The 25,026-nt window shown below is 61.9% G+C and carries 20 protein-coding genes and 1 pseudogene; 16 read left to right on the top strand and 5 right to left on the bottom strand.

Annotation, left to right across the window (positions count from 1 at the left end; translation table 11 throughout):
• Window positions 1-84 precede the first annotated feature (84 nt).
• The gene (locus ACQZ2L_RS08725; RefSeq protein WP_430325672.1) at window positions 85-696 is read right to left on the bottom strand and encodes an FMN-dependent NADH-azoreductase; all 612 of its coding nucleotides are present in this window, start codon (window positions 694-696) and stop codon (window positions 85-87) included.
• Window positions 697-829: 133 nt separating this feature from the next.
• Between ACQZ2L_RS08725 and ACQZ2L_RS08730 the strand changes: the two genes are divergently transcribed.
• On the top strand, window positions 830-1,732 hold the full coding sequence (locus ACQZ2L_RS08730; protein WP_101319665.1) for a LysR substrate-binding domain-containing protein: 903 nt from the start codon (window positions 830-832) through the stop codon (window positions 1,730-1,732).
• Window positions 1,725-2,084, top strand: a complete 360-nt coding sequence (locus ACQZ2L_RS08735; RefSeq protein WP_430325673.1) for an MmcQ/YjbR family DNA-binding protein — start codon at window positions 1,725-1,727, stop codon at window positions 2,082-2,084. Before ACQZ2L_RS08730 ends, ACQZ2L_RS08735 begins: the two co-directional genes overlap by 8 nt.
• A 17-nt stretch (window positions 2,085-2,101) precedes the next feature.
• Here ACQZ2L_RS08735 and ACQZ2L_RS08740 read toward each other — a convergent pair whose 3' ends face one another.
• Complete coding sequence (locus ACQZ2L_RS08740) at window positions 2,102-2,542, bottom strand: DUF1294 domain-containing protein (protein WP_430325674.1); 441 nt, start codon at window positions 2,540-2,542, stop codon at window positions 2,102-2,104.
• Between the two features lies 1 nt (window position 2,543).
• The gene (locus ACQZ2L_RS08745; RefSeq protein WP_430325675.1) at window positions 2,544-3,374 is read right to left on the bottom strand and encodes an undecaprenyl-diphosphate phosphatase; all 831 of its coding nucleotides are present in this window, start codon (window positions 3,372-3,374) and stop codon (window positions 2,544-2,546) included.
• Window positions 3,375-3,764: 390 nt separating this feature from the next.
• On the opposite strand from ACQZ2L_RS08745, the pseudogene ACQZ2L_RS08750 reads away from it, so the two are divergent.
• The 13 genes and pseudogenes from ACQZ2L_RS08750 to ACQZ2L_RS08810 all read left to right on the top strand — a co-directional run.
• A pseudogene (locus ACQZ2L_RS08750) lies at window positions 3,765-4,436 on the top strand (cache domain-containing protein); the annotation flags it as partial.
• A 138-nt stretch (window positions 4,437-4,574) separates the two neighbouring features.
• Window positions 4,575-5,309 carry a methyl-accepting chemotaxis protein gene (locus tag ACQZ2L_RS08755; RefSeq protein ID WP_371411612.1) on the top strand — a complete coding sequence of 245 codons (735 nt, stop codon included), beginning with the start codon at window positions 4,575-4,577 and terminating at the stop codon, window positions 5,307-5,309.
• A gap of 117 nt (window positions 5,310-5,426) precedes the next feature.
• On the top strand, window positions 5,427-5,993 hold the full coding sequence (gene pnuC / locus ACQZ2L_RS08760) for a nicotinamide riboside transporter PnuC (RefSeq protein WP_430325676.1): 567 nt from the start codon (window positions 5,427-5,429) through the stop codon (window positions 5,991-5,993).
• Window positions 5,990-6,541 carry an AAA family ATPase gene (locus ACQZ2L_RS08765; protein WP_430325677.1) on the top strand — a complete coding sequence of 184 codons (552 nt, stop codon included), beginning with the start codon at window positions 5,990-5,992 and terminating at the stop codon, window positions 6,539-6,541. Before pnuC ends, ACQZ2L_RS08765 begins: the two co-directional genes overlap by 4 nt.
• Window positions 6,542-6,840: 299 nt before the next feature.
• Entirely contained in the window at window positions 6,841-7,278 is a 438-nt protein-coding gene (locus tag ACQZ2L_RS08770; RefSeq protein WP_101319680.1) for a hypothetical protein, read from the top strand.
• Window position 7,279: 1 nt separating this feature from the next.
• Window positions 7,280-7,852 (top strand): adhesin, encoded by a 573-nt coding sequence (locus tag ACQZ2L_RS08775; protein WP_430325678.1) that lies wholly within the window; start codon window positions 7,280-7,282, stop codon window positions 7,850-7,852.
• Between the two features lie 51 nt (window positions 7,853-7,903).
• Window positions 7,904-9,340 carry a heme utilization protein gene (locus tag ACQZ2L_RS08780; protein ID WP_430325679.1) on the top strand — a complete coding sequence of 479 codons (1,437 nt, stop codon included), beginning with the start codon at window positions 7,904-7,906 and terminating at the stop codon, window positions 9,338-9,340.
• Between the two features lie 61 nt (window positions 9,341-9,401).
• Window positions 9,402-10,082: a C39 family peptidase gene (locus tag ACQZ2L_RS08785; RefSeq protein WP_430325680.1), complete on the top strand. Its 681-nt coding sequence runs from the start codon at window positions 9,402-9,404 to the stop codon at window positions 10,080-10,082.
• Between the two features lie 37 nt (window positions 10,083-10,119).
• Window positions 10,120-10,866 carry a hypothetical protein gene (locus ACQZ2L_RS08790; RefSeq protein WP_430325681.1) on the top strand — a complete coding sequence of 249 codons (747 nt, stop codon included), beginning with the start codon at window positions 10,120-10,122 and terminating at the stop codon, window positions 10,864-10,866.
• A 46-nt stretch (window positions 10,867-10,912) separates the two neighbouring features.
• A complete protein-coding gene (locus ACQZ2L_RS08795; RefSeq protein WP_430325682.1) occupies window positions 10,913-12,196 on the top strand; it encodes a hypothetical protein in 1,284 nt (427 codons plus the stop codon).
• A 134-nt stretch (window positions 12,197-12,330) separates the two neighbouring features.
• Complete coding sequence (locus tag ACQZ2L_RS08800) at window positions 12,331-14,529, top strand: LTA synthase family protein (protein WP_430325683.1); 2,199 nt, start codon at window positions 12,331-12,333, stop codon at window positions 14,527-14,529.
• A 138-nt stretch (window positions 14,530-14,667) separates the two neighbouring features.
• Window positions 14,668-15,054, top strand: coding sequence for a VOC family protein (locus tag ACQZ2L_RS08805; protein WP_430325684.1), 387 nt, complete (start codon window positions 14,668-14,670; stop codon window positions 15,052-15,054).
• A gap of 31 nt (window positions 15,055-15,085) precedes the next feature.
• On the top strand, window positions 15,086-15,655 hold the full coding sequence (locus tag ACQZ2L_RS08810) for a hypothetical protein (protein WP_430325685.1): 570 nt from the start codon (window positions 15,086-15,088) through the stop codon (window positions 15,653-15,655).
• Window positions 15,656-15,706: 51 nt separating this feature from the next.
• On the opposite strand, the gene ACQZ2L_RS08815 is transcribed toward ACQZ2L_RS08810, so the two are convergent.
• Window positions 15,707-17,377 (bottom strand): MFS transporter, encoded by a 1,671-nt coding sequence (locus ACQZ2L_RS08815; protein ID WP_430325686.1) that lies wholly within the window; start codon window positions 17,375-17,377, stop codon window positions 15,707-15,709.
• 252 nt (window positions 17,378-17,629) lie between these two features.
• Here ACQZ2L_RS08815 and ACQZ2L_RS08820 point away from each other — a divergent pair, with 252 nt between their 5' ends.
• Window positions 17,630-22,519 (top strand): NEL-type E3 ubiquitin ligase domain-containing protein, encoded by a 4,890-nt coding sequence (locus ACQZ2L_RS08820; RefSeq protein WP_430325687.1) that lies wholly within the window; start codon window positions 17,630-17,632, stop codon window positions 22,517-22,519.
• An 8-nt stretch (window positions 22,520-22,527) separates the two neighbouring features.
• Here the strand turns inward: ACQZ2L_RS08820 and ACQZ2L_RS08825 are convergent, their stop codons facing one another.
• Entirely contained in the window at window positions 22,528-25,026 is a 2,499-nt protein-coding gene (locus ACQZ2L_RS08825; protein ID WP_430325730.1) for a UvrD-helicase domain-containing protein, read from the bottom strand.

Raw genomic sequence — 25,026 nt, forward strand, 5'->3', positions numbered from 1 at the left:
AACTGGATGAAACACACAACGATTGCGGGCAGATGACAGCCAAATTCGCCGCCACCTGCCCGCTTCCAGCTGGTTTAACCGCGATCAGGCGGCCGCGAACAGCTCGCCGGCGATCTGCGCCTGGGCAGCGTCGATGGCTGCAGTGCGCTGCTCAGGGCCATAAGCCAGGCCGTGGGCGCGGACGATTTCCAGGTCGGTGACACCGATAAAGCCCAGGAACACCTTGAGGAAATCTTCATGGCCAGCGCCAGTCGCCTGGCCGGCGTGCAGGCCGCCAGCAGTCGACACCAGAATCACTTTCTTGTTGCCGCACAGGCCTTCTGGGCCGGCATCGGTATAGCGGAAAGTCTTGCCGGCTACCGCAACGCGATCGATCCAGGCCTTGAGCTGGGTCGGCACGCTGAAGTTGTACATCGGCGCGCCAATGACTACTGCGTCGGCCGCCAGAAACTCGTCCAGGGTTTCCTGGCTCAGTTTGGCCTCGAACGCCTGGGCTGCGTCACGCGCTTCTTCAGCGGTGCCTGCGGCCAGCAAGGTGGCTGCCGAGAAGTGGCTGATGGCGTCGGCGGCGAGGTCGCGGTACACCACTTCGATGCTGGCGTCGGCAGCCTGCCAGGCCTGGACCACTTCGCGGCTGAGTTGGCGCGAAGCGGAATTGTCGCCGAGGATGCTCGAATCGATGTGCAACAGTTTCATGGGGACTCTCCAGGATTGGCGACCGCGGCAAAAGGCGATCTCGATGGAGAGAATCCTACAGAGCTATCGAATAGATGATTAGTAGTAAAGAATGCACTAGATTGTCCCATCGGTAGAACAATGGGCTAGGTGGATGCAAGATCTCAACGACCTGTTTTATTTCGCCAGGGTGGTCGAAGCCGGTGGCTTTGCTGCCGCCGGGCGCCAGCTGGGGATACCCAAGTCACGCCTGTCGCGGCGCATCGCCGAGCTGGAAGAGCGCCTCGGCACGCGCCTGCTGCAACGCACCACCCGCCAGCTAAAGCTGACGGCGATCGGCGAGCGTTATCTGCAGCACTGCCAGGCCATGCTGCTCGAGGCACAGATGGCCGACGAAGCGGTCGCGAGCATGACCAGCGAGCCGCGCGGGCGGCTGCGGGTGTCATGCCCGGTGGCGTTGGCTCATACGTTCCTGCCGGAGGTGATCAATCGCTTTCTGCTGGCATACCCGCTGGTGCAGCTCGACATGGTCCTGCTCAATCGGCGCGTAGACCTGATTGGCGAGGGCATCGACGTCGCCATGCGGGTACGCGATCTGGGCGATGAAGATCCTGCCCTGGCTACCCGGCGCCTGCGTCAGGCGCAAATGCACCTGGTCGCCGCCCCGGGGTTTGCCGAAGGTCTGACCGAGCCTGCACAGCTGGCGACGCTGCCGGTGCTCGGCGCCACCGAAGCGGACCGGCTGGTGCACATCCGCCTGCTCGGGCCCAATGGCCGTGAACAGGAGCTGGCGCTGGAGCCACGCCTGGCGATCGATGACTTCATCCTGCGCAAGGCTGCCGTGCTCGCCGGGCTTGGCTTCACGCTGCTGCCAAGCCTGTACTGTGAAGAGGAGCTGGAGCGTGGCGAGCTGGTCAGGCTGCTCCCCGAATGGTCGCTGCCCGGCGCCTGGCTGCAGGCAGTCTACCCGCACCGGCGCGGCATGCTGCCCGCGGTTCGTGTGTGGATTGATCACCTGGCAGCAGCCTTTGAGGCCTGCGGAGAGCGGTATGTCTGAAGCAAGCATCAATGAGGAACAAGCGGCAGCGTTCTGCCTGGGTTTGCCGGGCGCGCGCGAAGATTACAAATGGGGCGGCGTGCGGGTGTTCTCGGTGGCCGGCAACAAGATGTTCGCGGTGCTTGATCTGGCCGGTGCCGGGCTGTCATTCAAGGTCGCCGACGAGCTGTTTCTCGGCTATGTCGACCGCCCCGGAGTCAAGCCTGCGCCCTATCTGGCCCGTGCCCGCTGGATCAGCGTGGCGGCGCCCTATGCGTTGGGCCGCGAGGAATTGACTGACTTGCTGCAGCGCTCGCACCAGCTGGTGGTGCGCAAGCTGCCGAAACGGCTGCAAGTGGGCTTGTTGCTTTAAGCGTTAACGCTGCTGCTTTATATAGGCAGCAGCGCCAGCCAACGCCCATCGAGCAGCAGGTGATCCAACCAGAACAGCTGGTGCAGCGCGACAATGGCCCAGAACGTCAGCTGAAACGACAGCTTGCGCGTCTTGTGCCGGAAAAGCTGCTGAGCCAGCAACGCGCCGGGCCAGCCGCCCAGCAGCTCGCTGGCATGCAGGACTTTTTCTGGCGTGCGCCAGGCCTGGGTGCGGGCCTGTTGTTTATCCTGCCAATACAGCAGCAGGCTGATCAGGCTCACGCACGGATACAGCGCCAACGGCAGCCAGGACTGCCCACTCCTGGCCATCTGCGCCGCGCCAAGCCCCGGCAGCAAGCACAATCCAGCCAGTACCAGCAGCTTCAAGCGCAGGTTGCGTACGCCCTCGCCCTGGGCCGGGCCGCGCGGGCGTGACGTTGCCGGTTGCGGGCGGGCCATATCAGCCTTGCGCCGTAGCCCAGTCGATCAGGCCGAACTGCCAGGTCGCCAGGATCAGCAGGCCGAACACGATGCGGTACCAGGCAAACACCGCATAACTGTGGTTGGCGATGAACTTGAGCAGCGCGCGTACGGCGATCATGGCGAAGATGAACGACACCACAAAGCCGATGGCAAATACCGGCAAGTCGGCGGGCTGGAACAGGTCGCGGTACTTGTAACCCGAGTACACCGCCGCGCCGACCATGGTCGGCATGGCCAGGAAGAACGAGAACTCGGTAGCTGCCTTGCGCGACAGGCCAAACAGCAAGCCGCCAATGATGGTCGAGCCAGAGCGGGAGGTACCGGGGATCATCGCCAGGCACTGCACCAGGCCGATTTTCAGGGCGTGGGTCCAGTTCATCTGGTCGACGTGCTCGACTTCGATGCGGTGCTCGCGGCGCTCGGCCCAGAGCATGATCACCCCGCCGATTACCAAGGCCGCAGCTACGGTGATCGGGTTGAACAGGTGATGGTGGATGAAGTCGGCGAACAGCACCCCAAGCACCACTGCCGGCATGAACGCTACCAGCAGGTTGACGGTAAAGTGCCGTGCGCTCGGCTCACTGCGCAGCCCCAGCACCACTTCGATGATCTTGCGGCGAAACTCCCACACCACCGCCAGGATTGCACCGAGCTGGATGATGATGTTGAAGGCCATCGCCCGTTCGCCGCCAAAGTCGATCAGGTCGGCGACGATGATCTGGTGGCCGGTACTGGAAATCGGCAGAAACTCGGTCAGTCCCTCGACGATGCCTAAGATGATTGCCTGAAAGGCACTCCAAAAATCCATTGTTCCCCCACTGTGGCACTGCTGATTGCAACGCCGTTGTTCTTGATTTACTGATAGTCGCCGCGTCGCGGCCCGGCAGTTTTACAGCGACAGTTGGTCGCTACGCCAGTCGAAAAGTTCGAGATGCCTAAAGGTTTCATCTTGAGCGGCCGAGATGCTAACAGACGAGCCTGTTTTAGGCTTGCCTGGATCCACCATGAAATGCCGCGCCAGGCACTTGGCCTTTGGTCGAGTACGGTTCGCAGGCCATGCATGCTTGGATGCCCCTGAATAACAAGAACAATCCGGGAGTGCCCTGTTATGAAGACCTTGAGGTCGATGTCGATCAGCCGCCGCTTGTGGCTGATCCTGCTGGTGGCAGTGGCAATGCTGGTGGTGCTGGGGCTGGTGATGCTGCGCCAGATCCACGGTGATCTGTATCGGGCCAAGGCCGAAAAGACCGAACACGTGGTGCAGACCGCAGCCGGGGTGCTGGCCTATTACCAAGGGCTAGAAGCCGCAGGCACGCTCAGCCGTGACGCTGCGCAGCAACAGGCGCTGCAAGTGGTGCGCGGCCTGCGTTACGACCTGCAGGACTATTTCTGGATCAACGACCTTGGCCCGCGGATGATCATGCACCCGGTCAACCCCAAGCTCGATGGCCAGGACCTGTCGGCCATTCGCGACCCGGACGGGTTTGCCCTGTTCAACGAGATGGTCACCGTGGCCCGCAACCAGGGCGCCGGGCAGATCGACTATCGCTGGCCCAAACCCGGCGCCAGCGAGCCGGTGGCGAAAACCTCCTATATCCAGTTGTTCAAACCGTGGGGCTGGATCATCGGCTCTGGCGTCTATGTCGATGACGTACAGGCCGAGTTCGCCCGCCAGGTGCGCGACGCCTGCCTGATCGGCCTGGGCATCGCCTTGCTGATGGCGCTGCTGGTGATGCTCATCGCGCGCAGCATTGCCCGTCCGTTGCAGCAGGCCGTACAGGCAATGGGCACCATTGCCAGCGGCGAAAGCGACCTGACTCAGCGCCTGGATACCCACGGCAAGGATGAAGTCACCTACCTGGGTGAGCACTTCAACCGCTTCAACGGCAAGTTGCAGGGGGTGATTGGCCAACTGCAGGGCGCCGCCCATGCCCTCGCCCAGTCTGCCGGCCAGGTTGGCGACAACGCTGGGCAAGCACAATTGCGCAGCACTCAGCAGTCGCTGCAGATGGACCAGGTGGCCACGGCAGTCAACGAAGTCACCTATGCAGTGCAGGATGTGGCAAAGAATGCCGAACAGGCCGCCAGCGAAATGCGCGCCGCGCAAGCGCAGGTCAGCCATGGCCAGCAGGCGATCCACGGCAGCCTGGCGCAAATCGACCGCCTCTCGCTGACCATCGACGAGGCCGTTCAGGTGATCCGCCAGCTGGCCGGGCACAGCACCAAAATCGGCGGTGTGCTGGAGGTGATCCGCTCGATTGCCGAGCAGACCAATCTGCTGGCCCTCAACGCTGCAATCGAAGCAGCGCGGGCCGGCGAGCAAGGCCGTGGCTTTGCCGTCGTGGCGGACGAAGTGCGCTTGCTGGCACAACGCTCGGCGCAGTCAACCGCTGAAATCCAGACCATGATCGAGCACCTGCAAGGCCAGTCCGAGGCTGCGGTGAAAGCCATCGATACCTCCAGCGAGGCGTCGCGCCAGACTGTCGCGCAGGCCCGCGAAGCCGGTTCAAGCCTGGATGCGATCAGCCAGGTGCTGAACAACCTGACTGCGCTCAACGCCTCGATTGCCAGTGCCACCCTGCAGCAATCGCACGTGGTCGAGGAGATCAACCGCAATGTCACCGACACGGCCGGGCTGTCGCTGGAAACCGCCGAGGCGGCCCGCCAGTCAAGCGCTGCCGGCCTCGCGCTGGGCCAGTTGAGCGAAGAACTGGAACAACTGCTGCGCCAGTTCCGCGTGTGAAGTCTATAGCCACTGGATCGGCCCTTGCTACCTGATCCAGTGGCCTTACGCAGACAGCTACACCTGCCCCGCCCCACAGGCTACAATCGCGCCCTTCCCCTGCCCCAAGGATCGCCGATGTCCGGCCTGGAACTCTTCGCCGCCGCCCTCGGCGTCATCGCCGTCTGGCTAACGGTCAAGCAGAACCCCTGGTGCTGGCCGATCGGGCTGGTGATGGTGGTGCTGTACAGCTGGGTCTTCTATGAAGTGAAACTCTACTCGGACATGCTCCTGCAGCTGATCTACGCCGTGCTGCAGCTGTATGGCTGGTGGCAGTGGACCCGCCCTGGCCACCGCGAAGACGCCCGCCAGGTCTCGCGCCTGCAGACCACACCGATGTTGACCGGGCTGGGCCTGGGCCTGCTGGCCAGTCTGGCACTGGGCGCGGCGATGGCGCACTGGACCGATGCAACGCAGCCCTGGCTGGACGCAGCGCTGACCGGCTTCAGCCTGGTCGCTCAGTTGTGGATGGCGCAAAAGCGGCTGCAGTGCTGGACCCTGTGGATCGTACTGGACGTGATCTTCGTCGGCCTGTTCCTGTACAAAGGCCTGTACCTGACGGCAGCCCTGTATGCACTGTTCACGCTGATCGCTGTACGTGGCTGGTTCGAGTGGCGGCGCGACCCTGCGCTGGTGCAGGCATGAAGGTCCTGGTGCTGTGCGGTCCGGAGTCCAGTGGCAAGAGCTGGCTTAGTGGCGAAATCCAGGCACACTTTGGCGGCGAGCTGGTGGGCGAGTACGTGCGCCACTTCATCGACGAGCAAGGCCGCGATACCTGCTACGCGGACATCCCCGCGATTGCCCGTGGGCAGCTGGCCTGGGAAGACAGCGCGCGGGCCCGCCAGCCTGACCTGCTGATCCTCGATACCCACCTGCTGAGCAACATGCTCTGGAGCAAGGCGTTGTTCGGCGATTGCCCGCCTGATATCGAGCAGGCGCTGTTAGCGCGGCGCTACGACCTGCACCTGCTGCTCGACCCCGCCGGCGCAGACTGGGTCGCTGATGGTCAGCGCTGCCAGCCGGATCTGCGCGAGCGTCAGGCGTTCTTTGCCGACAGCCTGGATTGGCTACAGCGTCATGGGCAACCGGTACAGATCATCGGTGGGAGCTGGCCGCAACGCAGCGCCGCAGTCCTCGGCGCAGTCCAGCGCCTGCTTGATGGCAGACCGCCAGCCTGCCCAACAGAGTGTTAAACCTCTGACACACCGAACGGGGCTCAAATCCCCGTGTTCAGGCGCCGTCGCGCGCAAACACGATGGATGTCACGGTAGTGTTACAGCCTCGTCAAAACGCCGTTCAGGCACCACCAGAGCGGGTGTGCCGCTTGTTTGCCGAGGAAACTGTGTCAGCGCTGAAACAGCTGCTGCGATGGATGAATAGCATAGGGCCGTAGCTATCTGATTCCACAGCAGTTCCAAAAACCGGCACGGCTTCTGCTCTCCTCCTTCGCAACGCTGATCAGGGCCAGCGATCCGAAGAAGGAATTGCCACCGTGGCGACACTCGATAAAGGCACCTTTCACCTGCTACTGGCAGGTTGCGCACTGGGGGCAAGCCTGGCGCTGCCGGCCCAGGCCGACAATGGGCTGATCGTCATCACGCGCGACGTGCAGACGCGCAATGCAGTGCGAGCACCGCTGATTCCCGACCCGAGCCCGGTAACCGTCAACACCAACCCTTCCGCGCAGATCCTCAGGCAAACCAACGAGCTCAGCGATGGCGACTTCGCCTCGATCAGCAGCGGCGCGGGCATCAGTTCGCTGATCACCCAACAGACCACCAACCTGGGCGGCAATATCAGCACCCAGAACCAACTGCCGAACCTGGCCGGCGGGCGTTCCACGGGCTCGGGCAGCGGCATCGCCAACATGGTCAACTCCAACGTGCAGCAAGGCCTCGGTGTACTGAAAAGCATCGGCGGGGGCCAATGACATGAAACGCTCATTGCTGATGCTGGCCACGCTCCTCACAGCCCCTGCGTTCGCCCAGTCACCCATCGTCAACAACGCGAGCATCGACAGCTCCGGCGCCCAGTACCAGGGCAACATGGCAGTCAACCAGGCTGCGGGTGATTTTTCCCAGCAAGCCAACGCCCGTGCCCTTGCCAATGGCCACGGCGCAACCGCCACCACGCAGATCCGCCAGCGCCTGCACACCACGGTAGACGCCAACATGGACGCCACTGCCAGCATTCAAGGCAACGCCTTTACCAACGGCAACGGTGTTCTGGGGGTAAACCAGAGCAGCGGCGCCAGCAACCAGCAAGCCAATGCGCTGCGCATCAGCATCAGTGACCAGCCGCAAAGCATCGACGACAGCGTCCTCATGCAACAGAACGTGGCGCTGCTCAACAACTCCGATCCAGCTGACCCGAACCTTGGCAGTCGCCAGGTCACTACCGGTAACCAGGCATTCACCGGCAGCCGTGGGGTCATTCAGTTGAATCAGAGCGCCGGGGTAGGAAATCGAACGGCCAACACCCTGAGCGTCCGGGTCGTGGACTGACCCAAACAGGTAAGAACAACACTTAACCTAAAATAAGTACGGAGAATCACCATGAAACCTTCGATGGCAATCAAGCCTCTGGTTTTCGCAATTGCTGCGATCATGGCTGTAGCTGTACAAGCTGATGATCGGCGTGGCAACGGGCATGGCAATGGCAACAACAACCAGCCCCGCACGACCATCATCCCTATTAGCGCAACTGCCAATGCAATCGACCGCCAAAGCAGCACCGGCAACACGATTCACAATGAAGGCACCCTCAACAATGCCGAGATGAGCAGCTCCGGCTCTGGCGCCAGCGGCAACGTCGGTGTCAACGTCGCAGCCGGTAACGGCAACCAGCAGGATAACGCCGCGGCCATCGCCAACGCTGCTTCTGATTCCAGCCTGGACAACAGCTTCGTGTTCGGCACCGCTACTGCCACTGCCGACGTCAAGCAGTACAGCAACAACAACAAGGTCACCAACTGGTCGACCCAGAGCTCGGCGGTGATGTCCGGCTCGGCGTCTGGCACCAGCGGCAACGTCGGTATCAACATTGCCGGCGGCGACCTCAACCAACAGAAAAACACCATGGCGATTGCCAATACCAACTCGCCTATCGGTAACTCCACCGCTACTGCCCGCGCCGATCAAAATGGCCCGGGGCTAACCGTCAACAACCGTGCTGACCGCAGCTATACCGTCGATACGCTGAGCTTTACCACCTCCTCCAGCGGCTCATCGTCACGCGAAGGCACCTTCAATTCGACCGACGACCGCAGTTCTTCGTCGAGCCTCAACCTGAGCGGCTCCAACGCCGCCGCGTCGAGTGGCTCGCACAGCTCCAGCGCCAGCGGATCGAACAGCTGGTCGGCGAGCGGCTCGGGCAGCGCCAACGCCAGCGGCTCCAACAATGCCAATGTCAATGGTTCGGCCAGCGGCAACGCCAGCAGCAGCAGCTCGGCTTCGCTGAGCGCAACACTTGCCGCCGCAGCCGACGCAGCGCGTTCGGTGACCTTCACCAACGGCGATCGTGAACGCACCCGCAGCGAAACCGCCAGCGGCTCGCTCAACGCCTCGCTGGACGCTTCGGTCGATACCTCGCACCAGACCAGCTACGATTCTTCGTTCGAAAAATCCTTCGGCTCTTCGTATGACAAGTCGCATGACTACTCCTACGACAAAGCGCGCGATTCTTCCTACGATAAATCCCGCGAGTCTTCCTACGAGAATGCTTCTGCTTCTGCCTATGAAAAATCGGTCGAGGCCGCTGCCGAGTCGTCGAATGACATCTCGAAAAGCTACAGCGAAGCCAATTCGTATGACCTGAGCAACACTGTTTCCTTCCAGGTCCTGACTCCTACCGGCTGGGCCAATCCTGTGACCAACACCGCTACCCTGAGCGGCTCGGTCAACGGCGGCAGCGGCAACCTGGGCGTCAACGTCGCATCCGGTGTCGGCAACCAGCAAAGCAACTCGCTGGCGATCTCCAACACCTCGTTCTGAGTGTTGGCTCGAAGGCCCCCTGCCAAGGGGGCCTTTCTCACCTGAAGCAGAAGGCCCGATCATGCGCATTATCGCCCTGGCGTGTTTGCTTTGCCTGGCCAGCCTGAGTGAAGCGGCGCAAATGCCACTTTCCGTGCTGCCCAATGGTGCGGTGGTGTACAAACCCATTCAAAGTATTCGCGAGCGCAAGTTCGCTGACCTGGTGCAGCAGAAGACCGACTTCAGCTGCGGCGCAGCAGCGTTGGCAACCATTCTGCGCCAGGCCTACTGGCTGGACGTCAACGAAGAACAGATCATCGAAGGCATGCTTGCCCATGCCGATCAGGACGTCGTCCGCGTCCAAGGCTTCTCGATGCTGGACATGAAGCGCTATGTGGAAAGCCTGGGCATGCGCGCTCGCGGCTACCGCGTCACTACCGACACCCTGAACAGCATCCGTATCCCGGTGGTGGTGCTGATGGATATCCGCGGTTACAAGCACTTCGTGGTCATGCAGAAGGTCGACAAGGGCTTCGTCTATATCGGCGACCCGGTCCTGGGCCACAAACGCTACAAGACCGAAGACTTCATCAAGGGCTGGAACGGCATCATCTTCGCCATCATTGGCCAGGGCTACGACAAGCGCAATGCCCTGCTCGACCCGCCGCATCCCTTGACCGCCAAGAACCGCGTCAACGGCTTCACCCCGCTGCAAGACGCCGAGCTGATGGACTTCGGCTTTATCCAGAGCGACTTCTTCTAACACTAACAACACGGGCAGCAAGCTCCGGGAGCACGCGATGAAGATTCCACTGTGGCTGGCACTGACCTGCCTCGCCGCCAGCCTGCCAAGCCATGCCCAGGTCCTGCAGCCGATCGAACTCAAGGACCAGGAGCTGGCCAACCTGCGCGGCCGCTACGTGCTGCCGGGACGCATTGTCAGCTTTGGCCTGGTCATGAGCAGCACCTGGGAGAACGCCAAAGGCGAGGTGATAGGCGCACGCACAGCGATGCAGATTCAGCAATCGACCATCAAGCCGCAGTTCTATGTGTCGTTGATCGACGAGAAAGGCACTGGCACGGCGTCGCAACCAGCCCCTGGTACTGGCAGCGTGACAGGCGGCAATGGGCTCAACAGCACCACCGGCGTCACCCAGGTAGTGCGTGCCGCGGGCGATCACAACACCGCCTATAACGATGTCGACATCAATGTCAGCCGAGGCAGCCAGGCCCCTGCCAGCGAACCCCAAGGCCAGGTATTGACGGCCGGCACGCAGTTGGTTGGCGCCAATGGCGCGGGCTCATTGAGCGTTTCTTCCAGCGGTTCCGGTGTTCAGCTGAACATCGCTGCGGGCAACAATCAGGGCAGTACAGTGCAACGCCTGGCCCAGGGCGGGCTGATGCAAAACACCACGTTGCTCGGCGCTGGCAACCAGGTGCGCAACATCACCTCGCTCAATGTCGTGCTGCGTGACAACGTCGCCGGCGCGGGCGCCATGAACGGTAATCTGGACCAGCTCAAAGGCATTCGCACTCTAGGATTCTGATCTACGCTCTGTCTCATCACATGTAGTCAGAAGGGACGGCTAACCCATGCATCGATTGACCACGATCAGAGCTATCGTTTGTCTGAGTAGCCTGACTCCGGCCACATTGCTTTACGCCGCTGCCGACCCTCAGGTCGAAGCGCTCAAACAAGAACTGATCGAGCTCAAACAGCGCTACGAGGCGCAGCAGAATGCGCTGATGGTGCTTGAGCAACGAGTGCGTCAGGTTGAAGCCGCGCCCGCGGCCGCGCCACCGCCCAAGCGCCTGACCCGCTCCCCTGCCGAGTCGGTCAAGGGCGGCCAGAGCGTGGCAGCCGGCGCGCCAGGCGCATCCGGCAGCTCCTACGGGCAGTCTCTGCAGGACGACTCGGAGCCGGCGCAGAGCGTTTCCAACCTGTATGACGAGGCCAGCGGCTTCTTTGGCCGCGGCAAGTTCAGCGTCGAAACCGGCATCACCTACACCCACTACGACACCCGCGCGCTGACCCTCAATGGTTTCCTCGCGCTGGACTCGATCTTCCTCGGCAACATCAACCTGGACCGGATCAAGGCCGATAACTGGACCTACGACCTGACGGCACGCTACAACCTCGATCAGCGCTGGCAGTTCGATATAAACGTGCCGGTGGTGTACCGCGAGTCGACCTATTCCTCAGGCGGCGCTGGCGGCGCCGGCCCAGTCACCTCGGATGCCACCGTGACCCGCGATCCGACCCTGGGTGATGTCAACTTCGGCGTTGCCTACAAATTCCTCGATGAATCCGAAGACTGGCCGGATGCGGTGGTGACCCTGCGCGTCAAGGCTCCTACCGGCAAAGACCCGTACGGCATCAAGTTGGTCAACGATCCTGCCAACGACAACCTGTCGGTCCCGGAGAGCTTGCCAACCGGCAACGGTGTCTGGTCGATCACGCCGGGCATCTCGCTGGTCAAGACCTTCGATCCGGCCGTACTGTTCGGTAGCTTGTCTTACACCTACAACATGGAAGACTCGTTCAGTGACATCAGTGCCCAGGTCAACAGCAAGGTCCCGGGCGACGTCAAGCTGGGCAACTCCTGGCAGATCGGAGCCGGTATCGCCTTTGCCCTGAACGAGAAGATGAGTATGTCCTTCTCGGTTTCCGACCAGTTTGCCAGCAAGAGCAAGATCAAACCTGACGGTGGTGACTGGCAGTCGATCAGCAACAGCGATTACAACGCCGCCAACTTCAATATCGGCATGACCCTGGCCGCGACCGACAACCTGACCATCGTGCCGAACCTGTCGATCGGCCTGACCGACGACTCGCCAGACTTTTCCTTCAGTTTGAAATTCCCTTACTACTTCTGATCTGGCAAGCACACGCGGGCGCTTCGGCGCCCTGCGTTCTGGTTACTTGCTTTGTCCAATCCGGTCTCGCCAGGCTATGCCTGTTATCATCCAACAGATTTGTGTGACTGTTTGATGGCAGGAAGGACGCTTTGGTGAAAATTACACTCGGCCACCCCCGCGCTCGGTTGTGGGCGCTGACCGTACTGGTCTTGTTGATCCCCTTGGGCGTGCGCGCTTTGTTGGGCTGGTCCAACCCATTTGGTTACTTGTCTGATCTGGCCATTGGCAGCCTGCTGGTGCTGGCTCTGCATCGCTGCGCCTGGTGGCTGGCGATGCCCGTATTGATCGCCTGGGCAGCGCTGCTGGTGGCCTCGGCGGAGCTGGTCAGCGCGGTAGGCAGGCTGCCGGCCAGCGCCGACCTGAATTATCTGTTCGACCCCCAATTCATGGAAAACTCCACCGGTGGCGCCCTCGCCCACGCCTGGCTGCCCTGGGTGTTGCTGGCAGCCGTAGTGGCCTGGCTGGCGAGCATCTGGCTGACGCGCCGCGCAGTACCGCAGGCATTGCCGCGCAGAGCCTGGGCGCTGCCAGTACTGTTGCTTGGCGCGCACTGGGCCTGCCAGCACCTGCTCCCGTCCGACGCTGACCAGTGGCGCCAGTTCAACCTGCCCCATCAATTGCTTTCGGCAGGCGTGGGTGATCTGCAGCGCAAGGCAAGCAAGCAGTTTGGCGACGACCTGCCGGTCCCGGTACTGGAAAGCGCCGGCCTGACCCAGTCCGACCTCAACGCCCCGCGGCTGCTCGATGGCCCTGGCAGCGCCCGCAATGTTCTGGTGATCACCCTCGAGGGCATTCCCGGCGCTTACGTACGCGCCAACCGCGAGGCCTTGCACAGCCGTTTTGACCAGGAGTTGATGCCCAACCTCAGCCGCTGGGCCGAGCGCGGCATGAACACCCCGGATTACGTCCTGCATAATCACCAGACCATCCGCGGCCTGTACGCGATGCTCTGCGGCGACTACGACAAGCTTGGCCACGGCACACCCAAAGGTGTCGAGATGCTGACCGTGGACCAACGCAGCCAGGCCTGTTTGCCGGCACAGTTGCGTCAAGCGGGTTTCAGCACGCACTTTTTACAGGGCGCCGGACTGCGCTTCATGGCCAAGGATCGGGTCATGCCGCATATTGGCTTCGAAAATGTGCACGGTGTGGAGTGGTTCAGTAATGCCAATTACCTGGAATTCCTCTGGGGCAAAGACGACCGCGCTTTTTTTGAAGGCGCTCACACCTACCTCACTCAACTGCGCGAGCAGAAACAGCCGTGGATGCTCAATCTGCTCACGGTAGGTACCCATCAGCCCTACTCCGCACCTGAAGACTACCTGCAGCGCTTCGACAGCCCCAAACAAGCAGCGGTGGCCTATCTGGACGATGCGCTGGGCGCGTTTCTCGACACACTTGAGCGCGAGGGCGTGCTCAAGGACACGTTGGTGGTGCTCACCTCGGATGAGTCCCATGGCATCGAAGGCATACGCCTGGCATCGGCGTGGGGCTTCAACGTCATCCTGGCACCTGAACAGGCCAGCCTGCCGCGTCTCAAGAGTGGCACCTATGGGCATGTCGACCTGGCCACGTCGCTGCTCGACTACTTCGAGCTGCCGATCCCGGCGGCGCTGGGCGGACGCTCGTTGTTTCGCGAGTACGACAGGGGCCGCGAGATGATTTCGTTCACCAACGGCATGTTGCGCTACCACAACGGTCACGGTACCTATACCGAGTGTGACTTCCAGCAGCGTTGCCGCAACTACGCCAGCACAGGCTTCATTGCCAACACGGCGAAGTACCTTGGGCCGGCCAGCGACACCGTCGGCCAACAACTGGCTGACCTCGCCGCCACCCTCGATCATTCACTGCTGCAGAATTCGCTGAACCTTCGCTACCAATTTGGTGGTGGCGGCCCCATTGCGTTGGGCAAGCAGGTCGACAATGACTGGACAGACAACCTCATCGGCGCGCAGTACCTGGAGATGCCCGAAGGTTCGCGCACACGCATTCGTCTGGAGGTTCGCGCGCTGGATCCGGCCCATGTGGCGCACTTGCAGCTCAAGGCCAAGGAGTTCGAACAGGACGTGCAAGTCGGCCTGCCGGAACAAATGGTCGCGACCGCCGAGCAGCCGATGATTCTGGAATTGGACTTCGACAACCCGAGTGTACGCAAGGCCTTCTCGTTCCACCTGCTGGGCTACGGCGAGGGCGAGATCGAAATCAGCGACTTCAGTGTGATCACCGCCATGCCTGGCGAAGAAGACAACCTCGACGAGCTGGACGGGCACGTCGCCCAGTCCAGCTGAGGCCACTCCCACGCTATTGTGCAGCGCCCTGGGAACTCGGCAACACGGCGCCGCCTCTACTTGAAAGACGCACTGGTGAAGTTCAGCCGAGCGTCTTTACTTGAATAAAAACAATAGCGTCACAGAGGGATGTGCCCCATGAAGATTGTGGTCACCAGTATTCTTGTCGACGATCAGGCCAAGGCTTTGGCTTTCTATCACTACGTCCTGGGTTTTGCGCCCAAGGAAGATGTACCCATGGGTCGGCACCGCTGGCTGACCCTGACCTCGCCTGACGTCCCCAACGGCGTCGAACTGCTACTCGAACCTGACGAACACCCTGCTGCAAAGGCCTACAAGGCCGCCATGCGGCAGGACCAGATCCCCGCCACCTCATTTGCTGTCAAGGATATCCAGGCTGAGTACACCCGCCTCTGCGCAGCCGGTGTCGCCTTCACCAAACCACCTACCGACCTCGGCGCGGTCACTGTCGCCGTATTCGATGACACCTGCGGTAACCTGATCCAGATCGCTCAGCGCCACTGAGCACCAGCGTCGTCAACGCAAGGAATGGCCCATGCGCTACGAATTCAACGAAGTGCTCAACGATCAGATTGATTATTTCCTGCTTGGCGACATCCAGCTGCTCGCCCGTTTCAAGGAAGAAAACGGCCTGCCCGACGACCTTGCCCATGAATTCACCCACAGTGACAGCGGGGATCGGGCAGTGCTGGAAGGCGTGGTGCTGCCTCTGGCCGGCATCGAAAACCTGCCCTATACGGTTATCTTCAGCCTTGATGAAGTCAGCGCCGCCCTGCTCCAGCCAGCTAGCCAGCTCAAACACCGCCGAAAGGGTTATTGGTTACGGGTGGAAAATCGTGCGGTGATGCTGTTCACCTGGCGGATCCTGCAGCATTTCACCAACAAGACCATGGGCGATCTACTGGCGCGCTATCAAATGCGCAACCGGCCGATCATCGAACTGGAGAACGGCTGGTACCAGGTTGAGGTACTGGCCGGTGCCGTGCTCCGCGATGGCCTGTATGAGCCCACGTTCGAGTTCATCTTCGAGTCTGCCGCGCGGCGCATCGAGCGCGCGCCGGTGGACACCGCATACGCCTTTACCCTGCGCGCTGATATCGCTTGAACCAATGCCTGCGGGAGCGGCCCCGCCGCTCTCACAGGCATTACCAACACGTCAGGTGATGTCCCGATCCTTGGTCTCCGGCAGGAACAGAATCCCCAGCACCGCCGTCATCAGCGCAATCACGATCGGGTACCACAGCCCATAGTAGATATCGCCTGTGGCCGCGACCATGGCGAACGCCACGGTCGGCAGAAAGCCACCGAACCAGCCGTTGCCGATGTGATACGGCAGCGACATCGAGGTGTAGCGGATCCGCGCCGGAAACAGCTCGACCAGCCAGGCGGCAATCGGCCCGTAAACCATGGTCACGTAGATCACCAGGATCGTCAGCAGCAACAGCACCATGGGGTAGTTGATCTTGTTCGGGTCGGCTTTTTCCGGGTAGCCGGCTTCTTTCAAGGCTGCGCCGAGGGTGGCTGTGAACGCGTCATTGCGGGCTTTGAAGTCTGCACTGGCCAGGCTGCTGCCATCAAAACTGGGCACCTGCCGCTCGCCGATCTGGATCTGGGTCAGGCTGCCAGGTTCGGCGTGCTGGTTCTGGTAGGGAATCGCACGCTTGGCCAGCAAGCTCTTGGCGACATCGCAGGAGCTGGTGAATTTGGCCTTGCCTACCGGATCGAACTGGAACGAGCACTGCGCTGGGTCGGCAATCACTACCACAGGGTTGCGTTCCTGGGCGACAAATACGTCCGGATTGCCGTATTCAGTCAGGGCCTTGAAGATCGGGAAGTAAGTGAACGCGGCGATGATACAGCCAGCCATGATGATCTTCTTGCGGCCGATGCGGTCGGACAGGCTGCCGAACACGATGAAAAATGGCGTGCCGATCAACAACGAGCCAGCGATCAGCAGGTTGGCCGTCTGCGGGTCGATCTTTAGCGTCTGCAGCAGGAAGAACAGCGCATAGAACTGCCCGGTGTACCACACCACCGCCTGCCCCGCGGTGCCGCCCAGCAGCGACATGATCACCACCTTGAGGTTGTCCCAGCGGGCGAACGATTCGGTCAGCGGCGCTTTCGACTGCTTGCCTTCGGCCTTCATCTTGAGAAATACCGGCGACTCGTTGAGCTGCAGGCGGATGTACACCGAGATCGCCAGCAGCACGATCGACAGCAGGAACGGGATACGCCAGCCCCAGGCTTCGAATGCCTCGGTGCCCAGCGCCGTGCGACAGGCGAGGATCACCAGCAGCGAGAGAAACAGGCCCATGGTCGCGGTGGTCTGGATCCACGCGGTAAAGAAGCCGCGCTTGCCCTTAGGTGCATGCTCGGCCACGTACGTGGCAGCGCCGCCATATTCCCCACCCAGCGCCAGGCCTTGCAGCAGCCGCAGGGTAACGAGGATGACCGGTGCCGCCACGCCGATGGTCGCGTAGCTGGGCAACAGCCCGACCACAGCAGTAGACACACCCATGATCACGATGGTGATCAGAAACGTGTGCTTGCGCCCGATCATGTCGCCCAAGCGACCGAACACGATTGCGCCAAACGGGCGCACGGCAAAGCCTGCAGCAAAGGCGAGCAGCGCGAAGATGAACGACGTGGTTTCGTTGACACCGGCGAAAAAGTGCTTGGCGATGATCGCCGCCAGCGAACCGTACAGGTAGAAGTCGTACCACTCGAAGACTGTGCCCAGAGACGAGGCGAAGATGACCTTGCGCTCCTCCTTGGTAATGCTGTGCTTGGGCGCGCTGCCCGTCGATGTGCTGTTGATCGCCGCCATGGGTTGCCTCCGTCGTGCATGAGTAGGCCGGAGTACTACACAGTCGAGCACCGCACCCTGGCCCTTGGGCTTTTCTTGGATCACGGTTGCGCGAAGCACGACGAAGCAGATCGCCTCGGATCGCAGCAAGGTAAGTTCAAGCATAATCGCCTTTAGCGGGATATCCAGCGGCGGCACCGGGCAGCCTTATGTACCACCCGGGGCAAGCGCCGATAGGGCTCGATAGCGCTCCAATTGAACAGGAGCGTTACCATGACGACCCAGCCTTTTCATCACGCGCAGATCGTGCGCAGCTTGCCCGCCTGGAGCAAGGCATTGCACCCCGAACAGGTCAAACAGCTGCTCGGCGCTGCACGCAAGGATTACCTCGACCTGTCAGGCAAGCCGTATGACTGGTACGCCACTGCACTGCCGATCGAACAGGATGCGATTCGCCGCGCCGTTGAAGAACGCGACCGCAGTCGGGATGTGCTACAAGGGCTGCTCAGCCCACTCAGGAGCGTCGGCGATTTCTGCAGGCCGCTACTCCAGCAGCGGCTGGCCATCGTCGCACCGGTTGACCAGGCGCAATACGTGTTCCAGGCCATCCAGGTAGAACAGCCTACTCAACCGCCCACCGGGCCGAGTGTGCCGACAACGCAGTTGCCGATCATCGCCAAAGGCAAACCGCAGCGGCGCAGCCTGCTTGAAGCTGCCCTGCATAATTTTGAAGGCCCTGAAGACACCACCCGGCTCAGCCGATTGCAGACCAGCAGCGAGCAGATTGCCGGCCTGCCTGGGCTGAGCCTGGCCGCGTTCATCGGCCACTGCCGGACTCTTGACCTGGGCCAGCAGTATCAAGACCACCTGAGCCACATCTTCGACGGTGTCCAGGCCAGTCAGATACAGGCCGCTGCAATCAAACTGCGCCGTGACGAGATGCGCCTGCAGGCCCGTATCGCCTCAGCCAAAGGGCTGCTCAGCCGCGCCGGTGTCACTGCCCTGCACGCGCTGAGCAGCGAGGGCACAACGGCCAGCTATGCAGGCAGGCCGCTGACATGCTGGCAGATCACGCTGTTTGGCATCCCGATCAACGAGGTCATGTTCATGGCGCCGCAGGAGAGCGGCGAAAATGACCCGGTCATGCTGTACATCCCAGGCGCGGAGGATCAACTCCGGGAGTACAAGTCGCAGGGTGACAGCTTTGCCGCATTGAAGGCTGCCCTGCTGGAGCCCACTGTGCGCAACCGCTGGGTAGCATTCGCCCCACAGCGTCTGCAACCGGAGTTGATGGTCAAACTCAAGCGCGCGTTGTACGAGAACAGCGATGACAATGACGGTGAAGCGCTCATCCCACGGCAGACGGTTCACCTGGACACGGCCATCAAGCCATTGCCCAGCCAGCCTTGGGTCACCCTCGAAAGCAGGCACGTGGCCAGGCTCAAGGGCGATGCGCGGGCCATTGCCGTACCGACTGCCGACGTCGATGCCAACGTACGTGCCAAGCAACTGCAACACTGGTTGGAGCTGGGCCTGACGGTGCTCAATGTAGCAGCGTTCTTCATTCCGGTACTCAATCCACTCATGCTGACGTTAGGTGCGGCGCAGATCATGGGCAGTGTTTTCAACGGCATCAGCGCCTGGGAGGACGGCGACAATGCCGAGGCCGTCGCCCAACTGGAGTCGATCCTGCTCAACGTCGCAGTTGTAGGTGCTGTTGCTGGGGCCGGTGTTGCACTCAAAGCCTCTGGGTTCATCGATGCAATGCGCAGCATCCGCATCGGCGATGAGGAACGCCTCTGGCACCCGAACCTTGCAGGCTATGCCAGCGAAGTCCAGGTGCCTGCCGTGGGGTTGCCGGATGAAACCGGCCTGTATCACCTGGACGGGCAAACCTTTCTGCGCATAGATGAAAGACTCTATCAAACGCAGCAAGGGCCGGATGGCGCCTGGCGGGTGCTGCATCCGCAGGATAGGCAGGCCTACTCGCCGAGGCTCGAGCACAATGCCAACGGGGCCTGGCGACTGGCCCATGAGTCACCATTGGAGTGGGATCGCCCACTGCTGCTGCGACGGCTGGGACGATTGGCACAGTCCATCGACGAGGCGGACCTGGACAGCGCCTGGCGTAGCACCGGCCTGGACGACGGTGTCCTGCAGCGCCTGCATGTGGCTGGCGGGAGAATGCCGGCACTGCTGGAGGACGCCCTGGCACGTCTTGATGCCGATCGGCAGGTCAACCAGATCATCGACGCAGTGCGCCATGGGCGGCCGCTTGCAGCGCACAACAACTTCGCCCTGCCCGCTCTGCTGCAACTGCCCGGCTGGCCGCTGGACCATGTCATACAGATATTCGAGGGCAGTGAACGCTGGGGGGCGTCGACCTTCTACCGCACACACGCCGAAGCCTTGGGCGAAGTGGTGATCCAGATCAGCCGCAGTGAGCTGGAAAGCGGCGATCTGGCCACTGTCGTGCTTGCACAGATGGAAGACCCCAGCGTGCTCGGCGATGCCGAGGTCATGGCAAGCGAACGTGCGCAGGCCTTGCAGAGCCGCTTGGCCGACCAGCTCGAGGCCAGCCGCCAGGAGCTGTTCGACAAGCTGTATCCGCGCACTCAGGCAACGCCCACAACGGCCGTCGCACGCCTGAGCGAGCAATTTCCCGGTCTGCCGAGGGCAGCCTGCGATGAAATCGAAGCCCATGCCAGCGGCCCGGAACGCGAGCAGATGAACGCTGAAACCGGCCGCATTCCGCTGCGAGTGCTTGAGGAGGCGCGCCTGCTGCAGGCCCGCTCACGTCTGGACCGAGCGATCCTCGGCCTGCATCGGCCATTGCTTGCCACCACCGATACCGGCCTGCTGATCGAGGGTCTGCAAGCGCGCCAACCGGGGCTCAGCGGTGCCGACTTGTTCAGCGCAGCGGCAGCAGACCGTGCCGAAGCTGCGCGATTGATCGGCCAACAACAGCTACCGCCGGGCATACGTACGCCCTTGCGTCTGGCTGACGGCCGCATCGGCTACCCGCTCAGTGGCCGTGGAGTGCCGCGGCCGCGTGCCGCGCCACCAGCGCGCCGGCTGCAAGCCCTTTTCCCCGAGCTGAGCAATGGCCAGATCAACCAACTGCAGGGCGAGCTGGCGCAAAGCGGCGATCTTGCAAGCGCAATCAGACAGCTGGAAGTTGAGCAGCGCGCCCTGCACCGGGAACTGGCACAGTGGATCGACGCTGCTGGCGACGACTTCCGCGACCGTGAAGAGCGCCAGCAGTGTGCCGAGGTGTTGCGAGCCGCTTGGCGCCGCGAAGGTGGCAGCGCGCGCGATACCTTGACCCTTGAGCGGATGCGACTGGCCGGGCTGCCCAGGTTATCGGCACGCTTTGGCCACATCCGCGCACTGCATATCGGCGATCTGCAGTTGCAGCACCTTGCGGTAGATTTCTTCGAGAACTTCCCACGACTGGAGCAGCTGAGTGTGATCGGCCACCCGCAGTTGCCGGCAGAGCAACTGTACGCCGCGCTGCGCAGCGCACCGAACCTGATCCAGTTGCAGATTTCAGGATGCGCCCTGACCGACCTCTCCAGCACGGCGCAGCAAGCGCTGAGCGCTATGCGCAGGCTGCGTATCCTGAACCTCAGCCGCAATCAACTGCGCCTGGACAACAGCCTGATGAGCTTCCTGGCTAGTTTGCGCATCGACGCACTGAGCTTGAGCAGCAACCGCATCGTCCTTGATCAGGCGCTGGCCACGCGCTTCCAGGACCTGATCAATCTGCAGGTGCTGCACCTTGACTTCAACCCGTTGGCAATCGCGCCTGATTTGAGCTACATGGCGCGCCTCAGCCATCTGTCGCTGAACAACTGCGGACTGCAGAGCTGGCCTGAGGGGTTGACCACCCTGATGAACCAACCTCAATACCAACTGCGCGTTGTCAATCTGTCCGCCAATCGGATTCATGCCTTGCCCGACCTCGCTGCCGTGCTGCGCACGCCGTTTGCCCGCGACCTTGGCACCGGGCTAGGCGGACGCAGCTGGCGTTTCAACTATAACGATCTGCAGGCGCAGACCCGAGCGCGGCTGCTCAGCATAGGCGTCAGCGTTTACGAGCAAGAGGCTGAGATGGCGCAATGGCAACTGTTCTGGCGCGGCAACGCCACGCCCGCGCAAGAGCAACTTTGGCTATCGCTATTTGATCAAGGCGAAAACGGCGAACTGTCTGCTGTATTGGAAAGCCTGGTGCAGTCCGCCGAAGCCCGCCGCCAACCCGAGGCACTCAACACACGAGTCTGGGCCCTGCTCGAGCAGGCGGGCGCCGACACCGAGCTGCGTCAGGCACTCAACGAAGTCGCCCAGGCGTTCCCGCCGACCTGCGGCGATGCCGGCACCGACGGCTTCAGCGCACTGGAGATTCAGGTCCTTACCCATGCCGCCAGCCGGGACGCAAGCCCACTGGCAAGCCAGTGGCAGCTGTACCGCAAGTTGTTTCGCCGGGCCCAGGTCGATCGTCTGGCTGATCGTATTGCCCTGCGCAGAACCCTGCGCAAGGCCGGATTGCAAGCGGCCGACGCCACCGGCGACGAGATTACGCTGCCCCTACTCGACCCGCTCGATGATCCGCATGCCGCGCCAGACACGGAGCTGTATGCTGGGCTGATCGATGACATCGAGATTCGTCTGGCGCTGCGTCAGCAGTTGGCGTCAACGCTGGACTACCCGGAACCCAGCAGCGGCATGCTGTATGAGCAGATCGCAATGCTCAATGACCGGATCCGCAGCAATGTGGCGCAGGAGGTAACGCGCCTTGACCAGAATCCGCTGGCCCGGCATGCCTGGCTGCTGGAGCAGCCAGCATGGGCGCAAAGCGTGCGCGCGCAGAATGCCGACCAGTTCCTGGCCCTGACCGACTACTGGAGAGCGGGCCTGGATTACCTCGAATACTGCCTCGATGACAGCAACGACCCGGTCACCCGGCTTTCCGCCTCGGTGATCAAAGCGCTGCAGGACACCCTGCGGGTACCGCTGCTCGACTCAAGCGGCAGTCTGCTGCGGGTCGAGCTGAACTCGGCTCAATATCAGGCTGCAATCGATGCGCTGCTCCGTGAGCAGAAAGCCGTTGAACAAGGCCTGCTGGAGAGCATTACCCGCAGCTTCGAAGGCACAACCGACTAACCGCCCCATCAGGTCCCGCGCAGGTCTTCGAAAAAGGGCTGCCGGCCATCGACCTGAGTCGCCGCCCGTGGCAGTTTCACGGTTTCGCCGCGGGCCGCTTCCACATGCCAATAGCAGTGCCTGACCGCTCGGGTCATGGCCACGTAAGCCAGGCGCTGCACCTCCTCTTTCTGCGCCGTGTCGAATGCCTGCGCATCACCGGCACGGCCCAGCCCGGCAAGGCGGTAGACCTGATTCTTGTAGGGCGAGCTGGTCAGGTACTGACAATCCCCCAGCATGAATACTGCATCTGCCTGCAGCCCTTTGGCGCTGTGGTAAGTCAACTGGCGCAGCCGACGCTGCTCTGCTGGCAACGTTGAGTCCATGACACGCACTTGATCTATATGCTCTGCAATCAACAACTTATCGCTGCTTTTTCGAAACAGTATCATCACTGACTCGCCGCGTTGATAGTGTTCGAGTACGGTCTGGCCGAGCGCAGCCTCGTCCCGCTCAAGCACCTTGACCGGCGACAATGGCAGCGTTGCCGCGGGACCACTGGCCCGCGCTTTTTTGCCAGCAATTGCCGCAGTGCCCTTGACCATGTGCTCTGCCGCATCGATCACATGCTGCTGACTGCGGTAGTTATCGACCAACATGACCCGCGTATTGGCCGGCGACGGGAACGTCTTGCTGAATTCAATGAAGTACTTGGGCGAGCTGCCGCGCCAGCCGTAGATTGACTGCCAGTCGTCACCCACACACATCAATGATGCATGCTGAGCGTTGCGCCCAATGTGCATGGCCGGGCCCCGGCGGCGAATCTCGGCAAGGCTCGCGCGCAGCCAGCTGACGATCTGCGGCGAGACATCCTGGAACTCGTCAATCATCAGATGCGCCAGCGGGCGCAGCAATGGGTCGGGCAACAGCCGCAGATTCTCTGGGTTGTTCTCGCCAAACAAGGCGAACATGCGGTTGTAGCTCATTACCGGTGGAGATTGCGCCAGCAGATGCGACTCGAGGGCTTTCCAGAACAACGCCAGCGCCTCGAAGAACACGGCATCGCTGTCGCCTGGCGGGAAGCTCATGGCCGTCACGGCCGCACTGACATCCAGCCCGAGGTTTTCGATGAAGCCAGCGGCGCTGACAAAAGCATCCAGCAACGGCGCCGGGGCAAGCTCGCCATTGACCTTGTATTCAAAGCCCGGACCGGCCACGGCATCACCTGCCAAGGTGGCCGCCAAGCGCTTGGCACCGGCATAGTTATCTAGCCAAATCAGTGGTTTATCGCAGAAAGCTTGAAACAGGGTGCGCTTTACCGCCCACTCTGCACGAACAGTCAGCTTGGCGCCGGGGCGCTGGTACTGGGCACTTTCGTTTGGATCAAAGCCGAGCACTACCCAGGCGTCCTGGCCAACCAGGCGCCCATGCACATGAAACTGACTGCCGCGGATCTGTAGCGTTTCGCGGCAAGGCTTGATGCCCTTGATCGGCCACGCGCCCGCGCCAAACCATAGATCTTCGATCACATCACACAGCTCTTCATCGCGCTGAGCTGCCAGCTGGGTCACTTGCACGCGCTTTTGCACGTCCGGGTGATCTGGGTCCAACGGTTTGAGCTGCAAGGCCTCGCGACGTAGAGCTGAGATCAGCTCGGCAAAGCGCGGATTGGCCCCGAGCAGGTCGCTGTAGCAGCTATTCAACTGTTGGCGCTGAGCGTCATTGAGGCGCAGATCGAACGGGTTGCTATCGGCCTCGCTCGCACCTTGGTTGTCATTGCCCAGGTTCTCGAATGCGCGCAGTTGGGCAAACCCCGGCAGGCTGCGCACCAACGGCAGGATCCGCGAATGGAAGGTACGCACCAGCTCGCGAGCAGCAGCGGGCGCCAGGTCGATCTGCCAGAGGGCAAAAACCTGCTGCAGGCGCTTGATGAAGTCCAGCCGTGACTCGCGGGTGAAGGTCACCACGGTCATCGCATCCAGCTCGTAGCCCAGATAGTGGCGCAACAGCAAGATGCGCAGGACCAGCGAGGTCGATTTGCCGGCACCCGCGCCCGCCACCACGCAAGTCGACGGCGTATCACTGAAGATCAACTTCCACTGCGCGGCGCTTGGCTGCGCGGTCGCTGGCAGGCGCTGGGCAACGTCAGCCTTGAAGCGTTTTTTCAGCTCCGCGCTGAGGGGCAAACGCCAGTCTTCGAACAGATTGGTGTCCTGCCCAGGGCCCGCACCGTGCTCTGGTCGAGTATCCCGAATCACCAGCACCTGCCGGCCGGCTTCGTAGCCCTGGGCGCGACCTTGCTCAAAGCCCTCACGCAAGCCATCGACGTGCCCACTGCGCTGGCCGGTGGCATGGCCGAGAAACCACGAGTCGCGGTGCTGCGCCTGCAGCCTGCTCAAGCCTCGGCCCAACAGTCGCGCGGCCAAGCGGCGTAACCAGGGCAGTTGGGCAGGTGGAATCAGTTGGGCGGGGCTTTTGGGAAGCTCGTACGACACGGTCACTCCGGTGCGGTCAGTACATCGGCTTAT

The sequence above is a fragment of the Pseudomonas shirazensis genome, assembly GCF_050496565.1.
GTDB lineage: Bacteria > Pseudomonadota > Gammaproteobacteria > Pseudomonadales > Pseudomonadaceae > Aquipseudomonas > Aquipseudomonas shirazensis_A.